The organism is Nonomuraea sp. NPDC047529, from assembly GCF_040642995.1.
Lineage (GTDB): Bacteria > Actinomycetota > Actinomycetes > Streptosporangiales > Streptosporangiaceae > Nonomuraea.
Genome location: NZ_JBEYTJ010000040.1, coordinates 50,917 through 69,745, shown reverse-complemented (window position 1 = coordinate 69,745; position 18,829 = coordinate 50,917). Strand labels below are relative to the sequence as shown.

19 protein-coding genes are annotated in these 18,829 nt (G+C 72.7%); 12 read left to right on the top strand and 7 right to left on the bottom strand.

Annotated features, from left to right (window positions below; translation table 11 throughout):
• Positions 1–151: 151 nt before the first annotated feature.
• A complete protein-coding gene (locus ABZ815_RS42195; RefSeq protein ID WP_357707081.1) occupies positions 152–1,084 on the top strand; it encodes an endo alpha-1,4 polygalactosaminidase in 933 nt (310 codons plus the stop codon).
• Between the two features lie 532 nt (positions 1,085–1,616).
• Positions 1,617–2,381, top strand: a complete 765-nt coding sequence (locus ABZ815_RS42190) for an SDR family oxidoreductase (protein WP_357707079.1) — start codon at positions 1,617–1,619, stop codon at positions 2,379–2,381.
• On the opposite strand, the gene ABZ815_RS42185 is transcribed toward ABZ815_RS42190, so the two are convergent.
• Both ABZ815_RS42185 and ABZ815_RS42180 read right to left on the bottom strand, forming a co-directional pair.
• Positions 2,367–3,431 carry an STAS domain-containing protein gene (locus ABZ815_RS42185; RefSeq protein WP_357707078.1) on the bottom strand — a complete coding sequence of 355 codons (1,065 nt, stop codon included), beginning with the start codon at positions 3,429–3,431 and terminating at the stop codon, positions 2,367–2,369. The genes ABZ815_RS42190 and ABZ815_RS42185 overlap by 15 nt on opposite strands.
• Before the next feature lie 104 nt (positions 3,432–3,535).
• On the bottom strand, positions 3,536–5,137 hold the full coding sequence (locus ABZ815_RS42180; RefSeq protein ID WP_357707077.1) for an IucA/IucC family siderophore biosynthesis protein: 1,602 nt from the start codon (positions 5,135–5,137) through the stop codon (positions 3,536–3,538).
• 80 nt (positions 5,138–5,217) lie between these two features.
• Here ABZ815_RS42180 and ABZ815_RS42175 point away from each other — a divergent pair, with 80 nt between their 5' ends.
• From ABZ815_RS42175 to ABZ815_RS42165, 3 genes are read left to right on the top strand one after another with little or no spacing between them, the layout of a single operon-like run.
• Entirely contained in the window at positions 5,218–6,801 is a 1,584-nt protein-coding gene (locus ABZ815_RS42175) for an IucA/IucC family C-terminal-domain containing protein (protein ID WP_357707075.1), read from the top strand.
• Between the two features lie 53 nt (positions 6,802–6,854).
• A complete protein-coding gene (locus ABZ815_RS42170; protein ID WP_357707074.1) occupies positions 6,855–7,703 on the top strand; it encodes an alpha/beta hydrolase in 849 nt (282 codons plus the stop codon).
• Positions 7,704–7,751: 48 nt separating this feature from the next.
• Complete coding sequence (locus ABZ815_RS42165) at positions 7,752–8,861, top strand: L-dopachrome tautomerase-related protein (protein WP_357707073.1); 1,110 nt, start codon at positions 7,752–7,754, stop codon at positions 8,859–8,861.
• On the opposite strand, the gene ABZ815_RS42160 is transcribed toward ABZ815_RS42165, so the two are convergent.
• A complete protein-coding gene (locus ABZ815_RS42160; protein ID WP_357707072.1) occupies positions 8,862–9,365 on the bottom strand; it encodes a hypothetical protein in 504 nt (167 codons plus the stop codon). It abuts the gene before it with no gap.
• A 167-nt stretch (positions 9,366–9,532) separates the two neighbouring features.
• Between ABZ815_RS42160 and ABZ815_RS42155 the strand changes: the two genes are divergently transcribed.
• From ABZ815_RS42155 to ABZ815_RS42145, 3 genes are read left to right on the top strand one after another with little or no spacing between them, the layout of a single operon-like run.
• Complete coding sequence (locus tag ABZ815_RS42155) at positions 9,533–9,961, top strand: hypothetical protein (protein WP_357707071.1); 429 nt, start codon at positions 9,533–9,535, stop codon at positions 9,959–9,961.
• A complete protein-coding gene (locus ABZ815_RS42150) occupies positions 9,949–10,839 on the top strand; it encodes a hypothetical protein (RefSeq protein WP_357707070.1) in 891 nt (296 codons plus the stop codon). Before ABZ815_RS42155 ends, ABZ815_RS42150 begins: the two co-directional genes overlap by 13 nt.
• Before the next feature lies 1 nt (position 10,840).
• Entirely contained in the window at positions 10,841–11,620 is a 780-nt protein-coding gene (locus ABZ815_RS42145) for a hydrogenase maturation protease (protein WP_357707069.1), read from the top strand.
• On the opposite strand, the gene rfaE2 is transcribed toward ABZ815_RS42145, so the two are convergent.
• Positions 11,592–13,073 carry a D-glycero-beta-D-manno-heptose 1-phosphate adenylyltransferase gene (gene rfaE2, locus ABZ815_RS42140; RefSeq protein WP_357707068.1) on the bottom strand — a complete coding sequence of 494 codons (1,482 nt, stop codon included), beginning with the start codon at positions 13,071–13,073 and terminating at the stop codon, positions 11,592–11,594. The two genes, ABZ815_RS42145 and rfaE2, sit on opposite strands and share 29 nt — an antisense overlap.
• Before the next feature lie 170 nt (positions 13,074–13,243).
• On the opposite strand from rfaE2, the gene ABZ815_RS42135 reads away from it, so the two are divergent.
• Genes ABZ815_RS42135 through ABZ815_RS42120 form a run of 4 tightly spaced genes read left to right on the top strand, consistent with a single transcriptional unit; the run spans position 13,244 to position 16,128 of the window.
• Positions 13,244–14,335 carry a glycosyltransferase family 9 protein gene (locus ABZ815_RS42135; protein ID WP_357707067.1) on the top strand — a complete coding sequence of 364 codons (1,092 nt, stop codon included), beginning with the start codon at positions 13,244–13,246 and terminating at the stop codon, positions 14,333–14,335.
• 4 nt (positions 14,336–14,339) lie between these two features.
• On the top strand, positions 14,340–14,723 hold the full coding sequence (locus ABZ815_RS42130; RefSeq protein WP_357707066.1) for a hypothetical protein: 384 nt from the start codon (positions 14,340–14,342) through the stop codon (positions 14,721–14,723).
• Positions 14,724–14,772: 49 nt separating this feature from the next.
• Entirely contained in the window at positions 14,773–15,351 is a 579-nt protein-coding gene (locus ABZ815_RS42125) for a helix-turn-helix domain-containing protein (protein WP_357707065.1), read from the top strand.
• A gap of 24 nt (positions 15,352–15,375) precedes the next feature.
• Positions 15,376–16,128: an SDR family oxidoreductase gene (locus ABZ815_RS42120; RefSeq protein WP_357707064.1), complete on the top strand. Its 753-nt coding sequence runs from the start codon at positions 15,376–15,378 to the stop codon at positions 16,126–16,128.
• A gap of 1 nt (position 16,129) precedes the next feature.
• Here the strand turns inward: ABZ815_RS42120 and ABZ815_RS42115 are convergent, their stop codons facing one another.
• The 3 genes from ABZ815_RS42115 to ABZ815_RS42105 all read right to left on the bottom strand — a co-directional run bounded on the left by ABZ815_RS42115 (position 16,130) and on the right by ABZ815_RS42105 (position 18,823).
• On the bottom strand, positions 16,130–17,425 hold the full coding sequence (locus ABZ815_RS42115; protein WP_357707063.1) for an MFS transporter: 1,296 nt from the start codon (positions 17,423–17,425) through the stop codon (positions 16,130–16,132).
• A 67-nt stretch (positions 17,426–17,492) separates the two neighbouring features.
• Positions 17,493–17,882 carry a D-ribose pyranase gene (gene rbsD, locus ABZ815_RS42110; RefSeq protein WP_357707062.1) on the bottom strand — a complete coding sequence of 130 codons (390 nt, stop codon included), beginning with the start codon at positions 17,880–17,882 and terminating at the stop codon, positions 17,493–17,495.
• Positions 17,879–18,823, bottom strand: a complete 945-nt coding sequence (locus tag ABZ815_RS42105; protein WP_357707061.1) for a substrate-binding domain-containing protein — start codon at positions 18,821–18,823, stop codon at positions 17,879–17,881. Before ABZ815_RS42105 ends, rbsD begins: the two co-directional genes overlap by 4 nt.
• Positions 18,824–18,829 lie beyond the last annotated feature (6 nt).

Here is an 18,829-nt window from a genome sequence, read left to right as displayed (position 1 = left end):
GTCTCGCGGATGTGGTGAATGAGTCGTGCCATGGGGTTCCCTCCACAGAGCACGGCGGGCGTGGCGGCCCGCTGCGTGCGGCGAGTATAGTCACGCATCCACGATGCAGACTAGAGTTCCACTAGACGGAATGAGGGCGAACGTGCGAACCATGACTCTCTTAGCTCGGCTGGTCGCGGTCGCGGCGCTGAGCTGCGCGCCGCTGTCGGCGCTCGCCGCGCCGGCCACGGCGGAGGCGGGGCCGTGGAAGCCGCCGCTGCAGAGCCGCTGGCAGTACCAGCTCCAGGGCAACGCCAAGTACGCCGCCACCGGCGGCGTCAACGTCGACATCTGCGTGGTCCCCCAGTCGGGCGGCGCCTGCGTGAAGCCGGCGGTGTTCGACATCGACCTCTACGCCGACGGCGATGTGGTGGGGAACAACACCACGCTCAACACGGCGGCGGTCAAGGCCGTCCACGCCCGCGGCGCGAAGGCCGTCTGCTACGTCGACGCCGGCTCGATCGAGGAGTACCGGCCCGACTACCAGCAGTTCGTCGCCTGGCACAAGAGCCACGGCAACTCCCTGCTCGGCAAGCCGTTCAGCGCGGAGTTCCCCAACGAGCGCTGGGCCAACATCAACAACGACCAGGGCCAGCGGGACTTCCTGCTGAAGATGATGGAGGCCCGGGTCGACAAGTGCGCCCAGGCCGGCTTCGACGGGGTCGAGTTCGACGTCGTCAACGCCCACGAGGAGGGCAAGTCGGTCACCGGCTGGACCGTCAGCCCCGCCACCCAGCTCCTCTACAACCGGGCGCTGGCCGACATGGCCCACCGCAAGGGCCTGTCCGCGGCGCTCAAGAACGACCTCAGCCAGGCGGCCGAGCTGGTGACCAGCTTCGACTACGCCGTCAACGAGGAGTGCTTCCAGTACGACGAGTGCGGCGACCTGAGCGTCTTCGTCAAGGCGGGCAAGCCGGTGTTCCAGGTCGAGTACGAGACGGCGCCGGCGTCCTTCTGTCCCAAGGCGGCCAAGCTCGGCATCAACGCGATCAAGAAGGCCGTGGACTACTCGCTGAAGGACACGCCGTACAAGCCGTGCAAGTAAGGGGGCGGCGGGGCCGCCCCCTGCCCGTCACGGGCTGAGGAGGGCCTTGACGGGGGTGTCGCGGCCGTATCATCAGGGCCGTGAACAGCTCCGCGCCGTCGGCGAGCGGGCACGTGCGCACCCAGCTCACGTCCCACTCGCCGACGGTCCGCACGGCCGTGGCGAAGTCCTCGTCCGTGTAGGCGAACGAGCCGAGCACCCGCTGCTCGCCGCGTACCAGGGCGGCCGCGTCGAAGCCGGCCCGACGCCTTCTCCGACTCGTAAGGTGCCGAGCCTCATGGACGCTCCCCACTTTCCTTGATACGGAATACTGTTCCGATCCATGACGGCACGCCGGTAGGCGCTGTCATCGCCACTCAGTCAATCAGTTCCGTGTAGCGGAATGCTAGTGCGGATAACGGAACGAGTGCTATTTTCTGATGAGCTGCGAGAGGGGCGAACCACGCATGTACCCCGAGATCGACGACATCCTGCGCAGGTCACCACAGGTCTGCGCGGCACGCGGCGCGGTGCGTTGAGGAAGGACGAGGTCATGCGGGGACTGGCCGGCAAACGGGTGCTGATCAGCGGGGGCAGCAGCGGCATCGGTGCCGCCGCCGCCCGCAGGTTCCTGGAGGAGGGCTCGCGGGTGGTGCTCACCGGGCTCGACGGCGACGAGGTCGGGCGCACCGTCGCCGAGCTCGCGCCGCTCGGCGAGGTGAGCGGACTGACCGGCGACGTCAGCTCGGAGGACGACGTCGCACGGCTGGTGACCGGCGCGATCGAGACGCTGGGCGGCGTGGACGTGCTCGTCAACAACGCCGGCACCGCCTGGCGCGAGCCGTTCCTGGAGATCACCCCCGATCATTGGGACCGGATCATCTCGGTGAACCTGCGCGGCATGTTCCTGATGGCCCAGGCCGTGGCCCGCCACCTGGTGGAACGGGGGACGGGCGGCGTGATACTCAACATGTCCTCGACCAACGGCCTCGGCGGCGAGGCCGACTACGCCCACTACAACGCCTCCAAGGGCGGCGTGCTGCTGCTGACCAAGACCATGGCCGTCGAGCTCGGCGGCCACGGCATCCGGGTCAACGCCCTGTGCCCCGGCTACATTCGGACCCCGCTGAACGCCTCGATCTCGTCGGCGCTCGCCGACGACTTCGTCTCCTCCTACGAGCGTGAGCACATCCCGCTGGGGCGCGCCGGGCTCGCCGAGGAGGTCGCCGCCGCGTACGCCTTCCTCGCCTCCGACGACGCCACCTTCATCCACGGAACCGAGCTGGTGATCGACGGCGGACAGCTAGCGATCATGTGAGTCACCGGGACGCGGCACCTTCATGGCGATGATCAGGCCGTGCCCGGAGTCGTCGGTGCGCAGATGGGACAGTTCGACGGTGAGCGGTGTCGGCCGCCCATGGTCGTTGACCGCGTCGAACGCGACCCTCCTGGCCCCGGCCAGCGTGTCGCGTACGAGCGGGACGATCATCTCCACCGGCAGCCCCGTGCCCAGCGAGGCCAGCGGACGGCCCACCGCCTCCCTGGCCCGCACCCCCCACAGTTCCTCGGCCCCCGCCCCCCAGATGAGCACCCGCATGTCGGCGTCGAGCACCATCACGGCGTCGCCCAGCCCGTGGACCAGCGAGGCGGTGAACCGGCCGACCTCCTCCAGCTCGGCCGTGCGGGCGACCAGCGCGTCGTTGGCGCGGCGCAGCTCGGCGGCGCGGGCGATGAGCGCGTCGTTGGCGTGGCGCAGGTCGGCGTTGGCCGACCTCAGCTCCTCGTTCGCGCTCTCCAGCTCCGCGTTGGCCGACCGGAGCCGCTGGACGGTCGTGGACCAGCGGCCGGGCGGCGGCAGGTTCTCCTGGCGGTCGGGCGTGATGGGCGTCGCGTCCCGCTGCGGGCGGAGCCGGCGGCTGCCGTGGTGCTGCTCGGCGCGGGGGTCGCGGGCCCGGCGGAAGCACGCCAGGTGCCGGCTGACCGGCCGGGGCGGCCCGGTCTGCTCGTAGATCTCGACGCCGGTCCCGGCCAGGGCGTCGGGCATCGTGCTGAACAGGGGGATCGCGGTGCCGCCGTGCTCGGTCATGAGCGCGACGAGGCGGCACAACGCGGGCTGGGCCTCGGCCACGGCCAGGTGGCCGCCCTTCTCCTGCATGGCCCGGTGGGTGATCGCGAGTTGTTCGAGGCCGTTGAGGTCGCAGAACCAGAGGTCTCCCGCCGCCACGATCACGTGTTTCACCCGCGAGCGCGGCAGCGGGTCGAGGAAGGCGGCCAGGATGGGGCTGGTCGTCGAGTCGAGCTCGCCCGCCAGGGCGACCACCAGGGTGGTGTCGCCCACGGGCACGAGCCGTACTGAGAGCTGCATCATCGGATTCGCTCCTTCCCTGAACTCTGCGTGATGGGAGATCGACGCGCCGCAGGGTCCGGCTGCATGCCCCATATTCCTCCTCCTGCGGGAAAAGAGCCAGGCGCTCACCGTGCGTGAGCGGGGATCCAGGAGGCTCCTTGGGTGAGGGGGTTGGGCAGCGACGTCCAGCTGTCGCCGGGCGGGGAGCCCGCGAGCTGGGCGAGCAGGTGGGCCTTCACCGGGATCCGCTCGCCGAACAGGGCCCGGCGGTCGGCGCGCACGTCGGCGGTGTCGGGGAGCGCGTCGAAGGCCCGCCGCGCGGCCCCCGCCACGACGGCCCACAGACGTGACTCGGCGCCACGGTCACCCTCTCCCAGTGAGGCGACGAGGCTGCCGAACGTGGTGCCTACGAGCGAGCCGAAAAGCTTGGCGTGCAGGACGCCGGGGTCGTCGCTGAGCAGCCGGGCGGCGACCGGCGGCGTCCCGAACCCGTTGCGGGCCAGCCGGGCCGGGCTGATCCTGACGTCGGCCAGGTCGCGGTAGACCAGCTCGACCGGGAATCCCCGCCGGTCGAGCACGACCAGCAGGTTCTGGCCGTGGGCCTCCAGCGCGACCCCGAGTGCCAGCAGGCCGAGCGCCGCCGCCGTCGCCACGCCGGCGAAGGCGGCCAGCCACTCGCCGGCCTCCTCGCCGCGTGGCGCGTCCCAGCGGGCGCCGGAGGTGAGGGCGGCGACGGGCAGCACGGTGTGGCCGGGCACGCGGGGCGTCGGATCGCGCAGCATGACGGACAGGTCGGCGGTGTGCTCGCCGTTCACCGTCCCCGCGGCCCCGGACAGGTAGCGGGCGATGCGCGGGCGTCCGCCGAGCCGTGCCGACAGGGCGGTGAGCAGGTCCGACAGGAGGACGCAGTCGCGTACCGAGGCGGGCGAGATGTCCCTGACGCCGGAGGTCATGCGGGTGGTGAACGCCGTCTTCAGGTGCGGGCCGCCGTCGAGGGGGGCCAGGGTCCGTACGGACATCAGCGGATGGCACGGCAGCGCCCCCGTCGCGTACGGGCGCACCCCCAGCCCGGCCAGCACGTGCCGGGTCTGCCAGGGGTGGACGGGCAGCAGCAGCCGGTCGCCGTCCACGAGCGAGCCCGGCCACGGCCCGGTGACCAGGCATTCGGCGGCGGGCACCGCCACCAGGTCGAGCGCGACGACGGGCCGGTGCTCCGGCATGTACGCCAGTTGCTCGGCCACCGACACCCCCGGCCGGTTGCGGCAGCCCGGATGGTACGGATGGCCGTCGACGACGCTCTGCTCGTACCGTTCGGGACCCGGCCCGCGGACGGGGAAGGCCGCACCCGCGCGGGACAGCGCCAGGGAGGCGACGCTGTTGTCCAGGTCGCCGACCAGCCCGTCCGCGCCCGGCAGGCCGAGGGCGGCCAGCAGCTCGGCCGGATCCGTGTACGGGACGCCGTCCAGCAGCAGCACCGGCACGTCGGCCAGGTCGTACGGCAGCCGGGCCGGCCCGGTCAGGTCGCGCCCGTCGGAGAGCCGTACGCGCAGGCCGCCCCCCGCGGCGACCGGCTCGGCGAGGCCGGGCAGCGGCTCGCAGAGCAGGCCCCGCCACAGCCGGCCCATGACGGCGGCCCGCGCGCCGGGCAGGGCGGCGGCGTAGCCGGGCGAGAGCTCCGGGCGCACGGCGGCCAGCTCCGTCGCGAACCGCCCCGTCGAATGCCGCATGAACCCCCCCGTATCCAGGAACATGCCCAGGTGACAACCCTGTGGACACTGATCGGTACAAAAGGGTAGGACAGGTCGCCATGGCATATATCGACGGCCTCCTCCCACCGGCCGGGCCGGCACCCGAGGCGCATGACCGCCAGGCGGCGGACGAAGCCGAGACCCTCGCGGTGACGGCCCTCCTCAACTGCCTGCTCCGCGAGGTGGCCGAGCCCACGACCGGCGGTTCGTGGGTGCTGCCCGCGACCGGGCACGTGCTGCACGTCCGCCCCGGACGCTACCCCGCCGCCCCCGCCCTGGGCACCCCGGACGGCCCGCGCCCGCTGTCGCTGGCCGGCCTGGTCGCCCTGACCGAGGACGAGCTGCGGACGGGCACCGGCCACGCCAACCCGACCCTGGCCGGAGAGATCATGGACAGCAGGGACGTCATGGCCACGCTGCTGTCGGCCCGGCGCACCGCCACCCCACCCGCCGACCCGTATCTGCGCTCGGAGCAGGCGCTGGTCGCCGGTCACCGCTACCACCCGGCGCCCAAGGCGCGCGGCGGATCGGGGCCGGACTCGTGGCTGGCCTACTCGCCCGAGGTGCACGCGAGCTTCGCGCTGCCGCTGCTCGGGGTGCCCGTCGAGGCGCTGGTCGAGCAGGGCGACGCGAGCGCGCTCGACCGGCTCGGCCCGGCCGCCCCCGACGGCCTGGCGCTGCTGCCCGCCCATCCCTGGCAGGTGGAGCTGCTGGGCGGCCTGAAGGAGCTGCGCCACCTCGGCCTCACGCCCGCGCGGGCCGTGCCGACCGCCTCGATCCGCACGGTGTACCTGCCGGAGGCGGACCTGTTCTGCAAGTTCAGCCTGGACGTGCGGATCACCAACGACATCCGCCGCCTGTGGCTGCACGACCTGCGCTGGCTGGGCCTGATCGACGACCTGCTGCGCGGGGCGTTCGACGACCTGCCGGAGCACCGGCCGCGGCCCGCCGTCCTCAGCGACCGCGGTTACCGCAGCGTGGAGCTGGGGCTGGACGGCGGCGAGGCACTGGCGGTGATCGTCCGCGACGGGCTGGGCGGGCACCTGCGACCGGGGCTGACGGCGCTGCTGACCGCGGGGGTCAGCGAGGGCTTCCCGGGCAACCCGCTGGACGGCCTCGACGCCGGCGACGCGCTCGTGTGGTGGCGGCGTTACCTCGACCACGTGGTGCCGCCGGTCCTGCACGCCTACTTCCGCCACGGCGTGGTGCTCGAATGCCACCTGCAGAACGTCGTCATCGGCGTGGACGGGCGCGGCCTGCCCGGCCAGGCGATCTTCCGCGACCATGAGGGGGTCAAGCTGACCGCGGACCGCCACAGCCTGCCCGGGGCCCGCACGCCCGTCGTGAGCGCCGCCTACGGCTGGGAACGGCTGCTGTACTGCCTGGTCGTCAACAACCTCTGCGAGATCGCCGGAGCCGTGGCCGATCGGCACCCGGAGCTGCGGGCCGAGTTGTGGACTGAGGCGAGGTCGGTGTTCGACGGCTGCGCCGAGGACCACGGCCGGCCGGAGGAGCTGCGCGAGCTGCTCACCGGCGCGTCCGTGCCGGCCAAGGCCAACCTGCTGCTGCGCTGGCTGGAGGCGGACGGCGCGGACATGCGGTGTGTGCCGATGCCCAGCCCTTTGCGACTCTTTACGCCATAAGCTATCCTCGCCGAGGACAACAGTTTACGGCGTATCGAATTCGGGAGGCCCCCATGACCGCAGCGACGCTGCACGACGGAAGCACCATCGAGGTGGAGGTCCACGGCTCGGGCCCGGTCCTGCTCCTGGCCGTCAACCCCACCCCGATCGAGGGCCCGCAGGCCGAGGAGATGCGGAAGTGGGGGGCCGACCCCGCGCTCGGCCGCTCGCTCATCGACGGCCTCTCCGACGGCTTCCGCGTCGTGGCCTTCGACTACGAGGGCCACGTGCTGGCGAACCCGAAGCCGGACACGCTCACGCCCGACAACGTGGCGGCCGACTTCCTGTCGGTGGCCGACGCGGTGGGGGCCGACCGGTTCGCCTACTACGGCTACTCGTGGCTGGCGCTGAGCGGGCTCCAGCTCGCCCTGCGCACCGACCGGCTCTCGGCGTTGGCCATGGGCGGGTATCCGGCGCTCGGCGGCCCGTACGCCGAGATGCTGCGGGTCACCGAGGCCACCTACGACATGGCCGTCGCGCCGAAGACCGCCACGCCCCCGTCCACCGGGACGGGCGAGCCGGGGGACTGGTCGTCGACCGAGGTGACCCTCGGCGAGGGGCAGGCCCGCCAGTTCGCCACCCTGTACCGGGCGCTGCGCGGGTTCGACGACGGCCAAGTACGCCTGTCCTGCCCCCGCCTGTGCTTCGCCGGCTCGGCCGACGAGATCGTCTACGACGAGCGGTGGGGCGGCACCCACGTCAACATCGGGGGCCCGGTGGCGCGGAACCGGGCCGCCATGGAGGCACTGGGCTGGGACGTCGAGGTGCTCGACGGCCTCGACCACACCGGGGCCATGCAGGCGGCGAACGTACTGCCGATCCTGCGTCCCTGGCTGGAGAAGGTGCTGTTTCTCCCCGCCTGAGCTGGGCAGTTGCCCGGCGGGTCCTCGAACGGGGGGAACGGGGGGAACATGGCGAAGGGGAGCGGCCACGACGGCGTTCAGCCGGTCGATGAGCCCATCGGGAAGCTGGAACTCGTGCACGCCTTCGAGTCGGGGCCGATGCCGACCGGCGTCACGGTCTCGCGGGCCGGCCGGATATTCGTGAACTTCCCCAAATGGGGTGACGACGTTCCGGCGACCGTGGTCGAGCTGCGGGACGGCAAGCCCGTCCCGTACCCCGACCAGGAGTGGAACACCGAGGCCGACGAGCCGTCGAAGTGGCTGGTCTCGGTGCAGAGTGTGGTCGTCGATCCCATGGACCGGCTGTGGATCCTCGACACCGGCAGCCCGATGTTCCGGCCCACCAAGAAGGGCGGTCCGAAGCTCGTCTGCGTGGACCTGGAGACCGACACCGTGGTCAAGGTCATCCTGTTCGACCGCAGTGTCGCCCTGGAGACCTCCTACCTCAACGACGTGCGGTTCGACCTGCGCAAAGGGGTCGCCTACCTCACCGACTCCGCCGACAGGGGGCCCAACGGGATCATCGTGGTGGACCTGGCCAGCGGGCAGGCGTGGCGCCGGCTGCACGACGACCCGAGCACCAAGGCGGGGCGCCCGCCGGACTTCCTGCCGGTCGTGGAGGGCCGGCCGTTCCTGGAACGGCCGCAGGACGGGCCGCCGTCGCCGGTCCTGATGGGCTCGGACGGCATCGCGCTCCCGGCCGGCGGCGAGCGGCTCTGGTACTGCCCCCTGCTCTCCCGCCGCTGGTACAGCGTGTCCACGGACGCCCTGGTGGACCGCACGCTGGACGACGCCGAAGTGGCCGCCACCGTCAGGGACGAGGGCGACAAGGGCGGCTCGGCCGACGGCCTGGAGGCCGACGACGCCGGACGCATCTACCTGACCGACTGGGAGCACAACGCGGTGCTGTGCCGGATGCCCGACGGCACGATCGACACGCTGGTCCACGACGCCCGCCTGCTCTGGCCCGACACGTTGTCCGTGGCCGACGGCCACCTGTACGTGACCGCCAACCAGTTGCACCGCCAGGCCAGGTTCCAGGGCGGGCTGGACCGGCGGCGGTACCCGTACGCGCTGTTCCGGGTGCCGATCGACGCCGGGCCGGTGCGGCTGGTCTAGCTAGCGGCGCGGGCGGGACCGGGCCGAGGAGCCCACGACGGCGCCGTACAGGAGGTGGTCGGCCAGCAGCGCCACGCGTTCCGAGGCGGTGTGGCGACTGCGCGGCAGGCCGAGCGCCGGGGCGATGCCGGCCTCGAACGCGGCCCAGGCGAGCACGCCGTAGAGCGGGCCGCTCCAGCGCCGTTCGCGCACCGCGCGGGGCAGGAGGCCGAACCCGGCGCCGCCGGCCGCGCCGTACAGCCAGTGGACCGCCTCCACCAGGGCCGGGCGGCGTTCCGCCGGGACGTCGCGGAAGAGCTGCGGCGCGGTCTTCCGCAGGACCGACTCCGGCGGCGTGCGGTCCACCATCCCGAGCGAGACGGTGAGCTGACGCAGGCCCGACATGGCCATCGAGCCGACGGCGCCGCGGGCCATGGCGCGCAGGATCGGGTGGCCGCGCTCCTCCTTCTCCTCCGGCTGAGCCTCTTCGGACAGCTCGGGGCGCGTGGGCAGGGTCTGGGTCATGGTTTGCCGCCTTCGTCGACGCGGTATGCCCGCTACGTAGAGGTACTGATCGGATACCGAACGACGCCATCGCTAAACCTCTGCAATGGCCACTTGGGGGGCTTAAGGCCGATGAATGCCGCTAAATACGACAGGTTTCCTGACGGCATGACCGTCCGGGAGGGTTCATGTCGCTGAACGCACGCATCGGCAGGATCGAGAGCCTGCTCGAACGGGCCGAACCGCCCGCCGTCGAGCTGGCCCAGGCCCTGCTCGACCTCTACGGCGAGGGCCTCACACGGATCATGGCCGCGGCCGACGACGAACTGGCCGCCCGGCTGGCCGCCGACGACGTGGTCGCGCACCTCCTGCTGCTGCACGACCTCCACCCGATCGACGTGCGGACCCGGGTCGAGGACGCGCTGCGCGGCACCGGCGCCGAGGTGGTCGCCGTCGAGGGCGACCTCGTACGCCTGCGCCTCGGCGACGACGGCGAGGGCGGGGGCGGCTCGGCGGACGCGGTGCGCCGGGCCGTGCGCGACGCGGCGCCGGAGGTCGAGCAGGTCGAGATCGTCCGGTCCGAGCCCGGCGTGGGGGCCGGCAGATGGACCATGTGAGGCGCGTGGCCAGGGCCGTCCTCTACGGCGGCCACCTGCTGTGGCCCAGCCGCCGCTCCGCCGCCGACCGGCGGCGCTGGACGTTCGGCGGCGTGCACCCCGAGTCCTACGGCCGGGCGCACGAGGGCAACCCGTGGCTGACCCAGACCCAGTGCCTGCTGGAGGCCGGCGGCGACGACGTCGTGGACGTGCACGTGCGCTTCCTGCACCTGGTCACCTGCGAGGTGGCCGTGCAGCGCGAGGGCGAGCTGGTCCGCGTGCCCGAGCTGACCGTCGGCGGCGTCCGCCACCGGCCCAGGGAGGAGGCCAAGGAGCGCGAGGTGGCCGAGACCGGGCTGCGCCTGGCCGACCTGCTGGGCTGCCCGGCCGGCATGGAGATCCACGTGCCGCCGGGCCAGCGGGCCGAATGGCTCGACGGCGAGGGCGTGCTGCTGCGCGGCTGGGAGGCGCTGAGCGGCCGGGCCGAGGTGTTCGCCGAACGGCTGCGCGAGGGCCTGTTCCGGATCACCGTCCGGGTGGCGAACACCAGCCCGTGGCAGGGCGACTCGCGGGCGGAGGCCATGAAGCACACCTTGATCTCCGCGCACACGGTGGTGAGCTCGCCGGGCGGCCGGTTCGTCTCGCTGATGGAGCCGCCCGACGCGCTGCGGACGCTCGCCGCGGGCTGCCACAACATCGGCACCTGGCCGGTGCTGGTGGGCGAGGAGGGCGACCGGCACACGATGTTGTCCGCGCCGGTCATCCTCTACGACCATCCCAAGGTCGCGCCGGAGGGCGGCACGTTCGACGCCACGGAGATCGACCAGCTCCTCGACCACTGCGCCGCGCTCACCCCGGAAGAGCTCATGCGCCTGCACGGCACCATGCGGGAGACGTGACATGGATACTCGGTCCCACCCCGAACGGCTCGGCCCGGCCGAGGCGATCGTCGACGGCGTGCGGCTGGCCCCGGGCAGCCGGGTGCGCCTGCGCCCCAAGAGCCGCGCCGACATCCTCGACCTCGCGCTCAACGGCCGCCTGGCGGTGGTCGAGAGCGTCGAGCGGGACGACGACGGCGGCTTCCACGTCGGCGTCACCCTCGCCGGCGACCCGCTGCGCGACCTGGGCGAGTCCAGGCTGCCGTGCCACCGGTTCTTCTACTCGGCGGAGGAGCTCGAACCCGTCGGAGGCGGCTGCCGTCCGCGCGTCCTGGTGGCCGGGATCGGGAACGTCTTCCTCGGCGACGACGGCTTCGGCGTCGAGGTCGTGCGCCGCCTGGCCGACGACGACCTGCCCGCCGACGTGATCGACTTCGGCAGCCGCGGCCTCGACCTGGCCTACGCGCTCCAGCGCGACTACGAGGCCGCGATCCTCGTGGACGCCGCGCCGCGCGGCGAGCAGCCGGGCACGCTCACCCTGCTCGAACCCGACCTGCACGACCTGCCCTGCCCGGGCGGCGCCGGGGCCGAGAACCACGGCCTCGACCCGGTCAAGGTGCTGCGCATGGCGCGGGAGCTCGGCCGGGTGCCCGAGCGGGTGCTCGTGCTGTGCTGCGAGCCGGCCCGGCTGGTCACCGACGACGTGCTGGTGGAGCTGAGCGAGCCGGTGCGCGGGGCGGTCGAGGAGGCCCTGCGGATGGTGCGTTCGCTGGTCATGGACGTGCTGGCGGAAAGGGCCTGACCGTGTCCGGTTCGCCGGGCGCCGAGCGCATGCGGCCGATGACGGCGGTCGTCGAGCGGTCGGGCAGGTAGTCGAGCACCCGCACCTCGCCGCCGAGCGAGCGCACCAGCGGCGCCTCGGCCAGCATCTCCGGGGTGTAGTCGCCGCCCTTGACGTAGATCTCCGGCCTGATCAGCCTGATCAGCCGCTCCGGGGTGTCCTCGTCGAACTCGGTCACGTAGTCCACGTCGTTCAGGGCGGCCAGCACCGACATGCGGTCCTCGCAGGGGTTGACCGGGCGGCCCGGGCCCTTCAGCCGGGTCACGCTGAGGTCGCTGTTGACCGCGACCACGAGCACGTCCCCGAGCTGCCCGGCCTGTTCCAGGTAGCTGACGTGCCCCCGGTGCAGCACGTCGAAGCAGCCGTTGGTGAACACGATCCGCTCGCCCCTGCGCCGGTGCTCGTCCAGGAGCTGGGCCAGGCGCTCGGGGGCCTGCACGGTGCCCTCCTGGCGGCGCAGGGCGCGCAGCAGCTCGTAGCGGGTGCAGACGGCCGTGCCGGGGCGGCGGACGACCACTCCGGCGGCGGCCTGGCCCGCCTCTGCGGCCTCCTCCGGCGTCGCGCCGGCGGCCAGCCAGAGCGAGAAGGCCGCGGTGTAGGTGTCGCCCGCGCCGGTCGCCATGTGCGGCGGCGCGGGCTGGGCGTAGGTCCGGTACGGCGGGCGGCCGGCCCTGTGCAGCAGCGTGCCCTCGCCGTCCAGGGTGGTCACCGCGATCCGGGCCCGGGTGGCGGCCAGGATGCGCTCCGAACGCGCCATCAGGTACGCCGGCCGGTCGGCGGCGTCGGTTGCAACGGTCGTGTCGGCTGCCTCGCCGAGCAGGTGCACCACCTCGGCGTAGTTGGGCAGCACCGCCGCCGGGCCGCACTCGCCCCAGGGCGCGATCGCGTGCGCGTCCACCACGAGCAGCGGCAGCCCGGCCAGCGACCGCCGCACGGCCGGGGTGAACACGCCGCCGCCGTAGTCGCAGGCCACGACGACGTCCGCGCCCGTCACGGCGTCCGAGAGGCGGGCCAGCAGGTCCCGTTCGGTCTCGGGCGGGACGACGTCACGGTCCTCCTCGTCGTAGCGGGCGACGAGCTGGCCGCCGGCCACCAGGCGCCGCTTGTGCGCGGTACGCCGTCCCGGCACCGGCAGCAGGTCCGTCTCCACCCCGAGCAGCCGCAACGCCTGGACGAGCTGGTCGCCGCAGGGGTCGTCGCCCACGACGCCGACGAGCCGGACGCGGGCGCCGAGCGCCACCAGGTTGGCCGCCGTGTTGGCGGCCCCGCCCGGCGCGTTCTCGACCGCCTCCAGGTTCAGCACGGGCACCGGCGCCTCCTGGGCCAGCCGCTTGGCCGAGCCGTGCAGCCACGAGTCGAGCATGACGTCGCCGACGACGACCGCGCTGACCGTCTCTTCCCTCAGGGTGCCCATAGAGGGCGAATACCTATGAAGGCCCAGATCAAACGCATATCGGTTCAAATAGGTTCGTCCCATAACCGAAGTTATGGGCCATCCCTGCCGGGTAGCCCGGCCAAGGACCAGCCGGCCATGGGAGAGCTGGGCTGCGGGCTGCCGACCACCGTTGTGGACAGGAGCGCGGAATGCTACGACTACATGCCGGAGACCCGATGACGGCCCGGCCCGGCCTGGTGGGGGACGTGCGGAGCGTCGCCGTCCTGCGGGCCAACGCCATCGGCGACTACCTGGTCGCGCTGCCGGCCATCGACGCGATCAAGCGGGCCTACCCCGAGGCCAGGCTCACCCTGCTCGGCACGCCGTGGCACGCCGAGTTCCTGTCCGGGCGGCCGGGCCCGGTGGACGACGTGGTGGCGCTGCCGCCGATCTCGGGGGTCTCGACGCCGGAGCACGGTTACCCGGTGCCCGACGAGACCCGCGCCGAGCTGCGGGAGCGGTCGTTCGACCTGGCGGTGCAGATCCACGGCGGCGGGCGCTTCACCAACCCGTTCCTGCGGTCGCTCGGGGCGCGGGTGACCGCCGGGCTGCGCTCCCCGGACGCCGAGGAACTGGACCGGTGGGTGCCCTACACGTACTTCCAGCACGAGACGCTGCGTTTCCTCCAGGTGGCCGAGCTGGTCGGCGGGCTCGCCGAGCGGCTCGAAGCGCAGGTCCCCGTCACCGGCCGCGACCGGGCGGAGCTGGCCGAGTCGTTCGGCGAGCCGCCGTCCCGGCTGATCGCGCTGCATCCGGGGGCGACGGACCCGCGGCGGCGCTGGCCCGCCGAGCGCTTCGCCGAGGTGGCCGACCGGCTCGGCCGGCCCGTCGCGGTGACCGGGAACTCGGCCGAGAAGGACCTGGTGGAGGCGACGATCGCGGCCATGCGCGGGCGCGGGTACCCGGTGATCCCCGTCGTCGGCACGCTGACCCTCGGCGGCCTGGCCGCCCTGTACGAGCGCTGCGACCTGGTGATCGCCAACGACACCGGCCCGCGCCACCTGGCCGCGGCCGTCGGCACGCCCACGGTCGCCGTCTACTGGTGCGGCAACCTCATCAACGCGGGGCCGCTCACCAGGACCGCGCACCGGCCGCTGGTCTCCTGGACCACCCGGTGCCCGTCCTGCGGCGCGAGCGGCGTGGACGTGGAGGCCGAACGCTGCGAGCACGACGGGACGTGGGTCGCGGACGTCTCGGTGGACGACGTGACCGAGCAGGCCGAAGACCTACTGAAGGGGTAAGGAAATGGCTGATCACGCTGTGCTGGACGAGCTCCAGGAGGCCCTGGACGAGGCGTTCCAGGGGCGGGACCGGGTGGCGGTCCGCGAGGTGTACGCGCGGGTCTCCGCGCACGTGCGCATCCCCGCCGACATGCTGGCCCATCTCAACGAGCTGCCGGAGGGCAGCTACTCCAGGGAGGAGATGGCCGAGGCGATCAACGACGTCATCAGGCGGCGGGGCGAGCAGGACAGCCTCGGCCTGCTGAGCATCCCGCGGCAGCGGCCGGTGGAGGAGAGCGCCGCCGCCGAGCGGGCCGTCGCGGACGACACGCCGCTCGAATCCCTCAACCCGAACCTGGACCGGCCGGACGACGGCCAGGCCCCGGAGTTCCGTGAGCCAGGTGCGTAGACGCCGAACAAATTAGACCGCTCGTTCTTGAATGTGGTAGCTTCACCTCGTGGCACGGAGCAAGGAGTTCGATCCCGAGGTCGCGCTCGACCGGGCGCTCGACCTGTTCTGGGAGCGCGGTTACGAGGCGACCTCGATGGCCGACCTGGTGGAGCGGCTGGGGCTGGCGCGGGCCAGCATCTACGGCACCTTCGGCGGCAAGCGGGAGCTCTACGTCAAGGCGCTGGAGCGCTACCTGGCCCGGCGCAACGTGGTCGAGCCGCTGGCCCAGCCGGGGCCCGCGGTGCCGGCCGTACGCGCCTTCCTTGACGCGTACGTGGCCGAGATCCTCGCCGACGAGCTGCGGCGCGGCTGCATGGTCGTCAACACGGCCGTGGAGTTCGCCTCGCGGGACGCCGAGCTGTCGCGCCGGGTGACGGCGAGCTGGGCCGAGCTGGAGACGGCGCTGGCCGCCGCGCTGGTCCGCGCCCGCGCCCAGGGGGAGATCCCGGAGTCGAAGGACCCCTACGCGCTGGCCAGGTTCCTGCTCGTGCTGCTGCAGGGGCTGCGCGTGCTCGGGCGCGCCGATCCCGACCCGCGCCGCCTGCGCGACGCGGTCGAGCAGGCCATGGTGGCCGTCCAGATTTGAGACCGATCGTTCTAGGAGTTCTTGGTGTTTGAAGGAAAAGTCGTGGTGGTCACCGGGGCCACCGGGGTCGTGGGGCGGGCCGCCGCGCTGGCGTACGCCAGGAAGGGCGCGTCCGTGCTGGCCGCCGGGCGGGACACCGGACGGCTCGGCGAGGTGGTCAAGGAGATCGAGGCCGAGGGCGGGCGGGCCGCCGGCTTCACCGTGGACGTGACCGACTCGGCCTCCGTCGCCGCCATGGTGGAGGCCGCCGTCACCCGCTACGGGGGGCTCGACATGGCGCTCAACGCCGCAGGCGTCTTCGGCATGCTGGCCCCGGTGGCCGACTACGATGAGGACACCTGGGACACCGTGCTCGCGGTGAACCTCAAGGGCGTGTTCCTGTCGATGAAGCACGAGATCGCGTACATGCGCGAACACGGCGGCGGGACGATCGTCAACGTGGCCAGCAACCTGGGCGCCCACTGGCGCCTGCCCGGGGCCGCCGCCTACGCCGCCTCGAAGGCCGCGGTGAGCCACCTGACCCGCACCGCCGCCCGCGACCACATCGCCGACGGCGTCCGCGTCAACGCCGTCAGCCCCGGCCCGATCGACTCGCCCATGTCCATGCGGCCCGGCGAGACGCGCGCCGAGCGCGACGAGCGCATGCGCGACGCCCTGCCGATCGGCCGCGTCGCCACCCCTGAGGAGATCGCCGCGGCCGCGCTGTGGCTGTCCTCGCCGGAGTCCAGCTTCGTCGTCGGCCAGGACCACGTGATCGACGGCGGCGCCACGGCCTGACTCAGCCGGCCGCCCGCGGCGTACGGGTCTCCTTCATGGCCAGCACCGCCACCAGGCTGATCAGCCCGACCCCGGCCATGTACGCCGACACCGACAACGACGTGCCGGTCGCATCATGCAGCGCCGTCGCGACCAGCGGGGCGAACCCGCCGCCGAGCAGCGCGCCGACCGCGTACGAGAAGGAGACCCCGCTGTAGCGGTAGCGGGCCTCGAACATCTCGGCGAACAACGCCGACTGGGGCCCGTACGTCGCGGCGAGCCCCACGTTGAGCACCACCACGGCGACCACCATCAGCGCGGCGACCTTGGTGTCCACCAGCAGGAAGAACGGCACGGCCCAGACCACGAGGAGCACAGATCCGGCCAGGTAGACCGGCTTGCGGCCGATCCGGTCGGACCAGATCGCCGAGGCCACGATCCCGGCCAGCCAGGTCAGGCTGCCGATGATCACCACGACCAGCATGACGTTCCTGCCGACCTTCAGCACCTGGGTGCCGTAGGACAGGAGGTAGGCGAGGAACACGTAGCCGATCGCGGTGTTGGCGATGAAGCTGGCCGAGGCGATCAGCAGTGCCCGCGGCCGCTCGCGGAAGACGTCGAGGACGGGCCGCCTGCTGCGGGCCTGCTCGGCGGCCAGCGCCCGGAACACCGGCGTCTCGGCCACCCGCAGCCTGATGAACAGCCCGACCCCGACCAGCACGATGCTGAACAGGAACGGCAGCCGCCAGCCCCAGCTCGTGAACTGCGCCTCCGACAGCCTGGCCGTCACCGCGACGTACACCAGTTGCGCCAGGATCAGCCCGGCGGGCACGCCCACCTGGGAGTACAGCCCGTAGCGGCCCCGCCGGCCGGGCGGGGCGTGCTCGACGGCGAGCAGAGCCGCGCCGCCCCACTCACCGCCGGCGCTGAGCCCCTGGAGCAACCGCAGGGCCAGGAGCAGGATCGGGGCCAGCACCCCGATCTGGTCGTAGGTGGGCAGCAGCCCGACGCCGACCGTGGCCGCGCCCATCAGCAGCAGGGACGCGATCAGCATCGCCTTGCGCCCGAGCCGGTCGCCGAAGTGGCCCCACACCAGGCCGCCCACGGGCCGGGCCAGGAACCCGACGCCGAGCGTGGCGAACGCGGCCAGCGTGCCCGAGGCGGGCGAGAGCGGTGAGAAGAACTGGGAGCCGAAGACCAGCGCGGCGGCCGTGGAGTAGATGAAGTAGTCGTACCACTCGATCGTGGTGCCGACCGCGCTCGCCATGGCGACGCGACGGAGTTGGGCGGGGTCCGGCTCTGCTGCCTCGTGGGTCATGGCGCCTCCCTCGACGCCAGAGTAGATCTTCCTCCGCCCGCTTCCCAGCGCCCCGGGGCAGGCGTCCCTAGAACGCCACCCCGCACCGCAGGATCACGTTCGAGTACGGCGTGGCCTCCCCGGTACGGACGGCCAGCCGCACCCCCGCCGACAGCAGCTTCAGCTCCTCGTGCGGCACGTACGCCAGCCCCGGCAGCCGGGCCGAGAGCAGCTCGGCGCAGCCCGGGTTGCCCGCGCGCACCTCCTCGGCCGCCGTGGCCCCCTCGACGACGAGCTCGGCCAGCAGCCCGTCGAGCACGTCGGCGAAGGCCGGGATGCCCGGCAGGAACGCCAGGTCGACGACCCGGACGCCGGGCGGCACGGGCATCCCGCTGTCACAGACCAGCACCTGGTCGGTGTGGCCGAGCCGGGCCATGGCCCCCGCCAGCTCGGCGTTCAGTATCCCCGCGCGCTTCACTGGAAGTCCGCGACGTTCTCCTTGGTCGCCACCTTGACGGGCACGGCCACCGTCTTCTCGATGGTCTCGCCCTTGGCGGCCTTGACCGCGGCCTGCACCGCCTGCTGGCCGAGCAGCGACGGCTGCTGGGCGACGCTGGCGGCCAGCGTGCCCGCCTGCACGGCCTTCAGGCCGTCGGGGGTGCCGTCGAAGCCGACGACCTTGACCTGCTGGCCCGCCTTGGCGCCCAGGGCCTTGATCGCGCCGAGCGCCATCTCGTCGTTCTCGGCGAAGACGCCGGTGATGCCGGGGTTCGACTGGAGCATGTTGGTCATGACGTCCAGGCCCTTGGTGCGGTCGAAGTCGGCCGGCTGCTTGGCGACGACCTTGATGTTCGGGTACGCGGCGATGCCGTCGGCGAAGCCCTGGCCCCGGTCGCGCGAGGCGGACGTGCCCGCCGTGCCCTGCAGCACGACCACGCTGCCCTTCTCGCCGAGCTGCTTGGCCAGCTCCTGGGCGGCCAGCTTGCCGCCGGCCACGTTGTCGGAGGCCACCGTCTGGGCCACCTCGGCGCCGTTGACGCCGCGGTCGGCCGCGATCACCGGGATCTTGACCCGGTCCGCCGCCTTGACCGCCGGGGCCGCCGCGTCGGAGTCGACCGGGTTGACGATGATCGCCTTCATGTTCTGGCTGGTGAAGTTCTGGACCTGGTTCACCTGCTGGGAGGCGTCGTTCTGGGCGTCGGTGACGGTCAGCGTGACGCCCTCCTTCCTGGCCTCCGCCTCCGCGCCGCTGCGCAGCTGCACGAAGTAGGGGTTGTTCAGGGTCGACACCGACATGCCGATCTTGATGTCCCCGCCCCCCGAGGACGTGCCTCCGGAGCCGCCGTCGCCGGAGGAGCCGCAGGCGGCCAGGCCGAGCGTGAGCGCGGCGCCGGCCATGACAATCGCGGGAATCCGCATGATCTT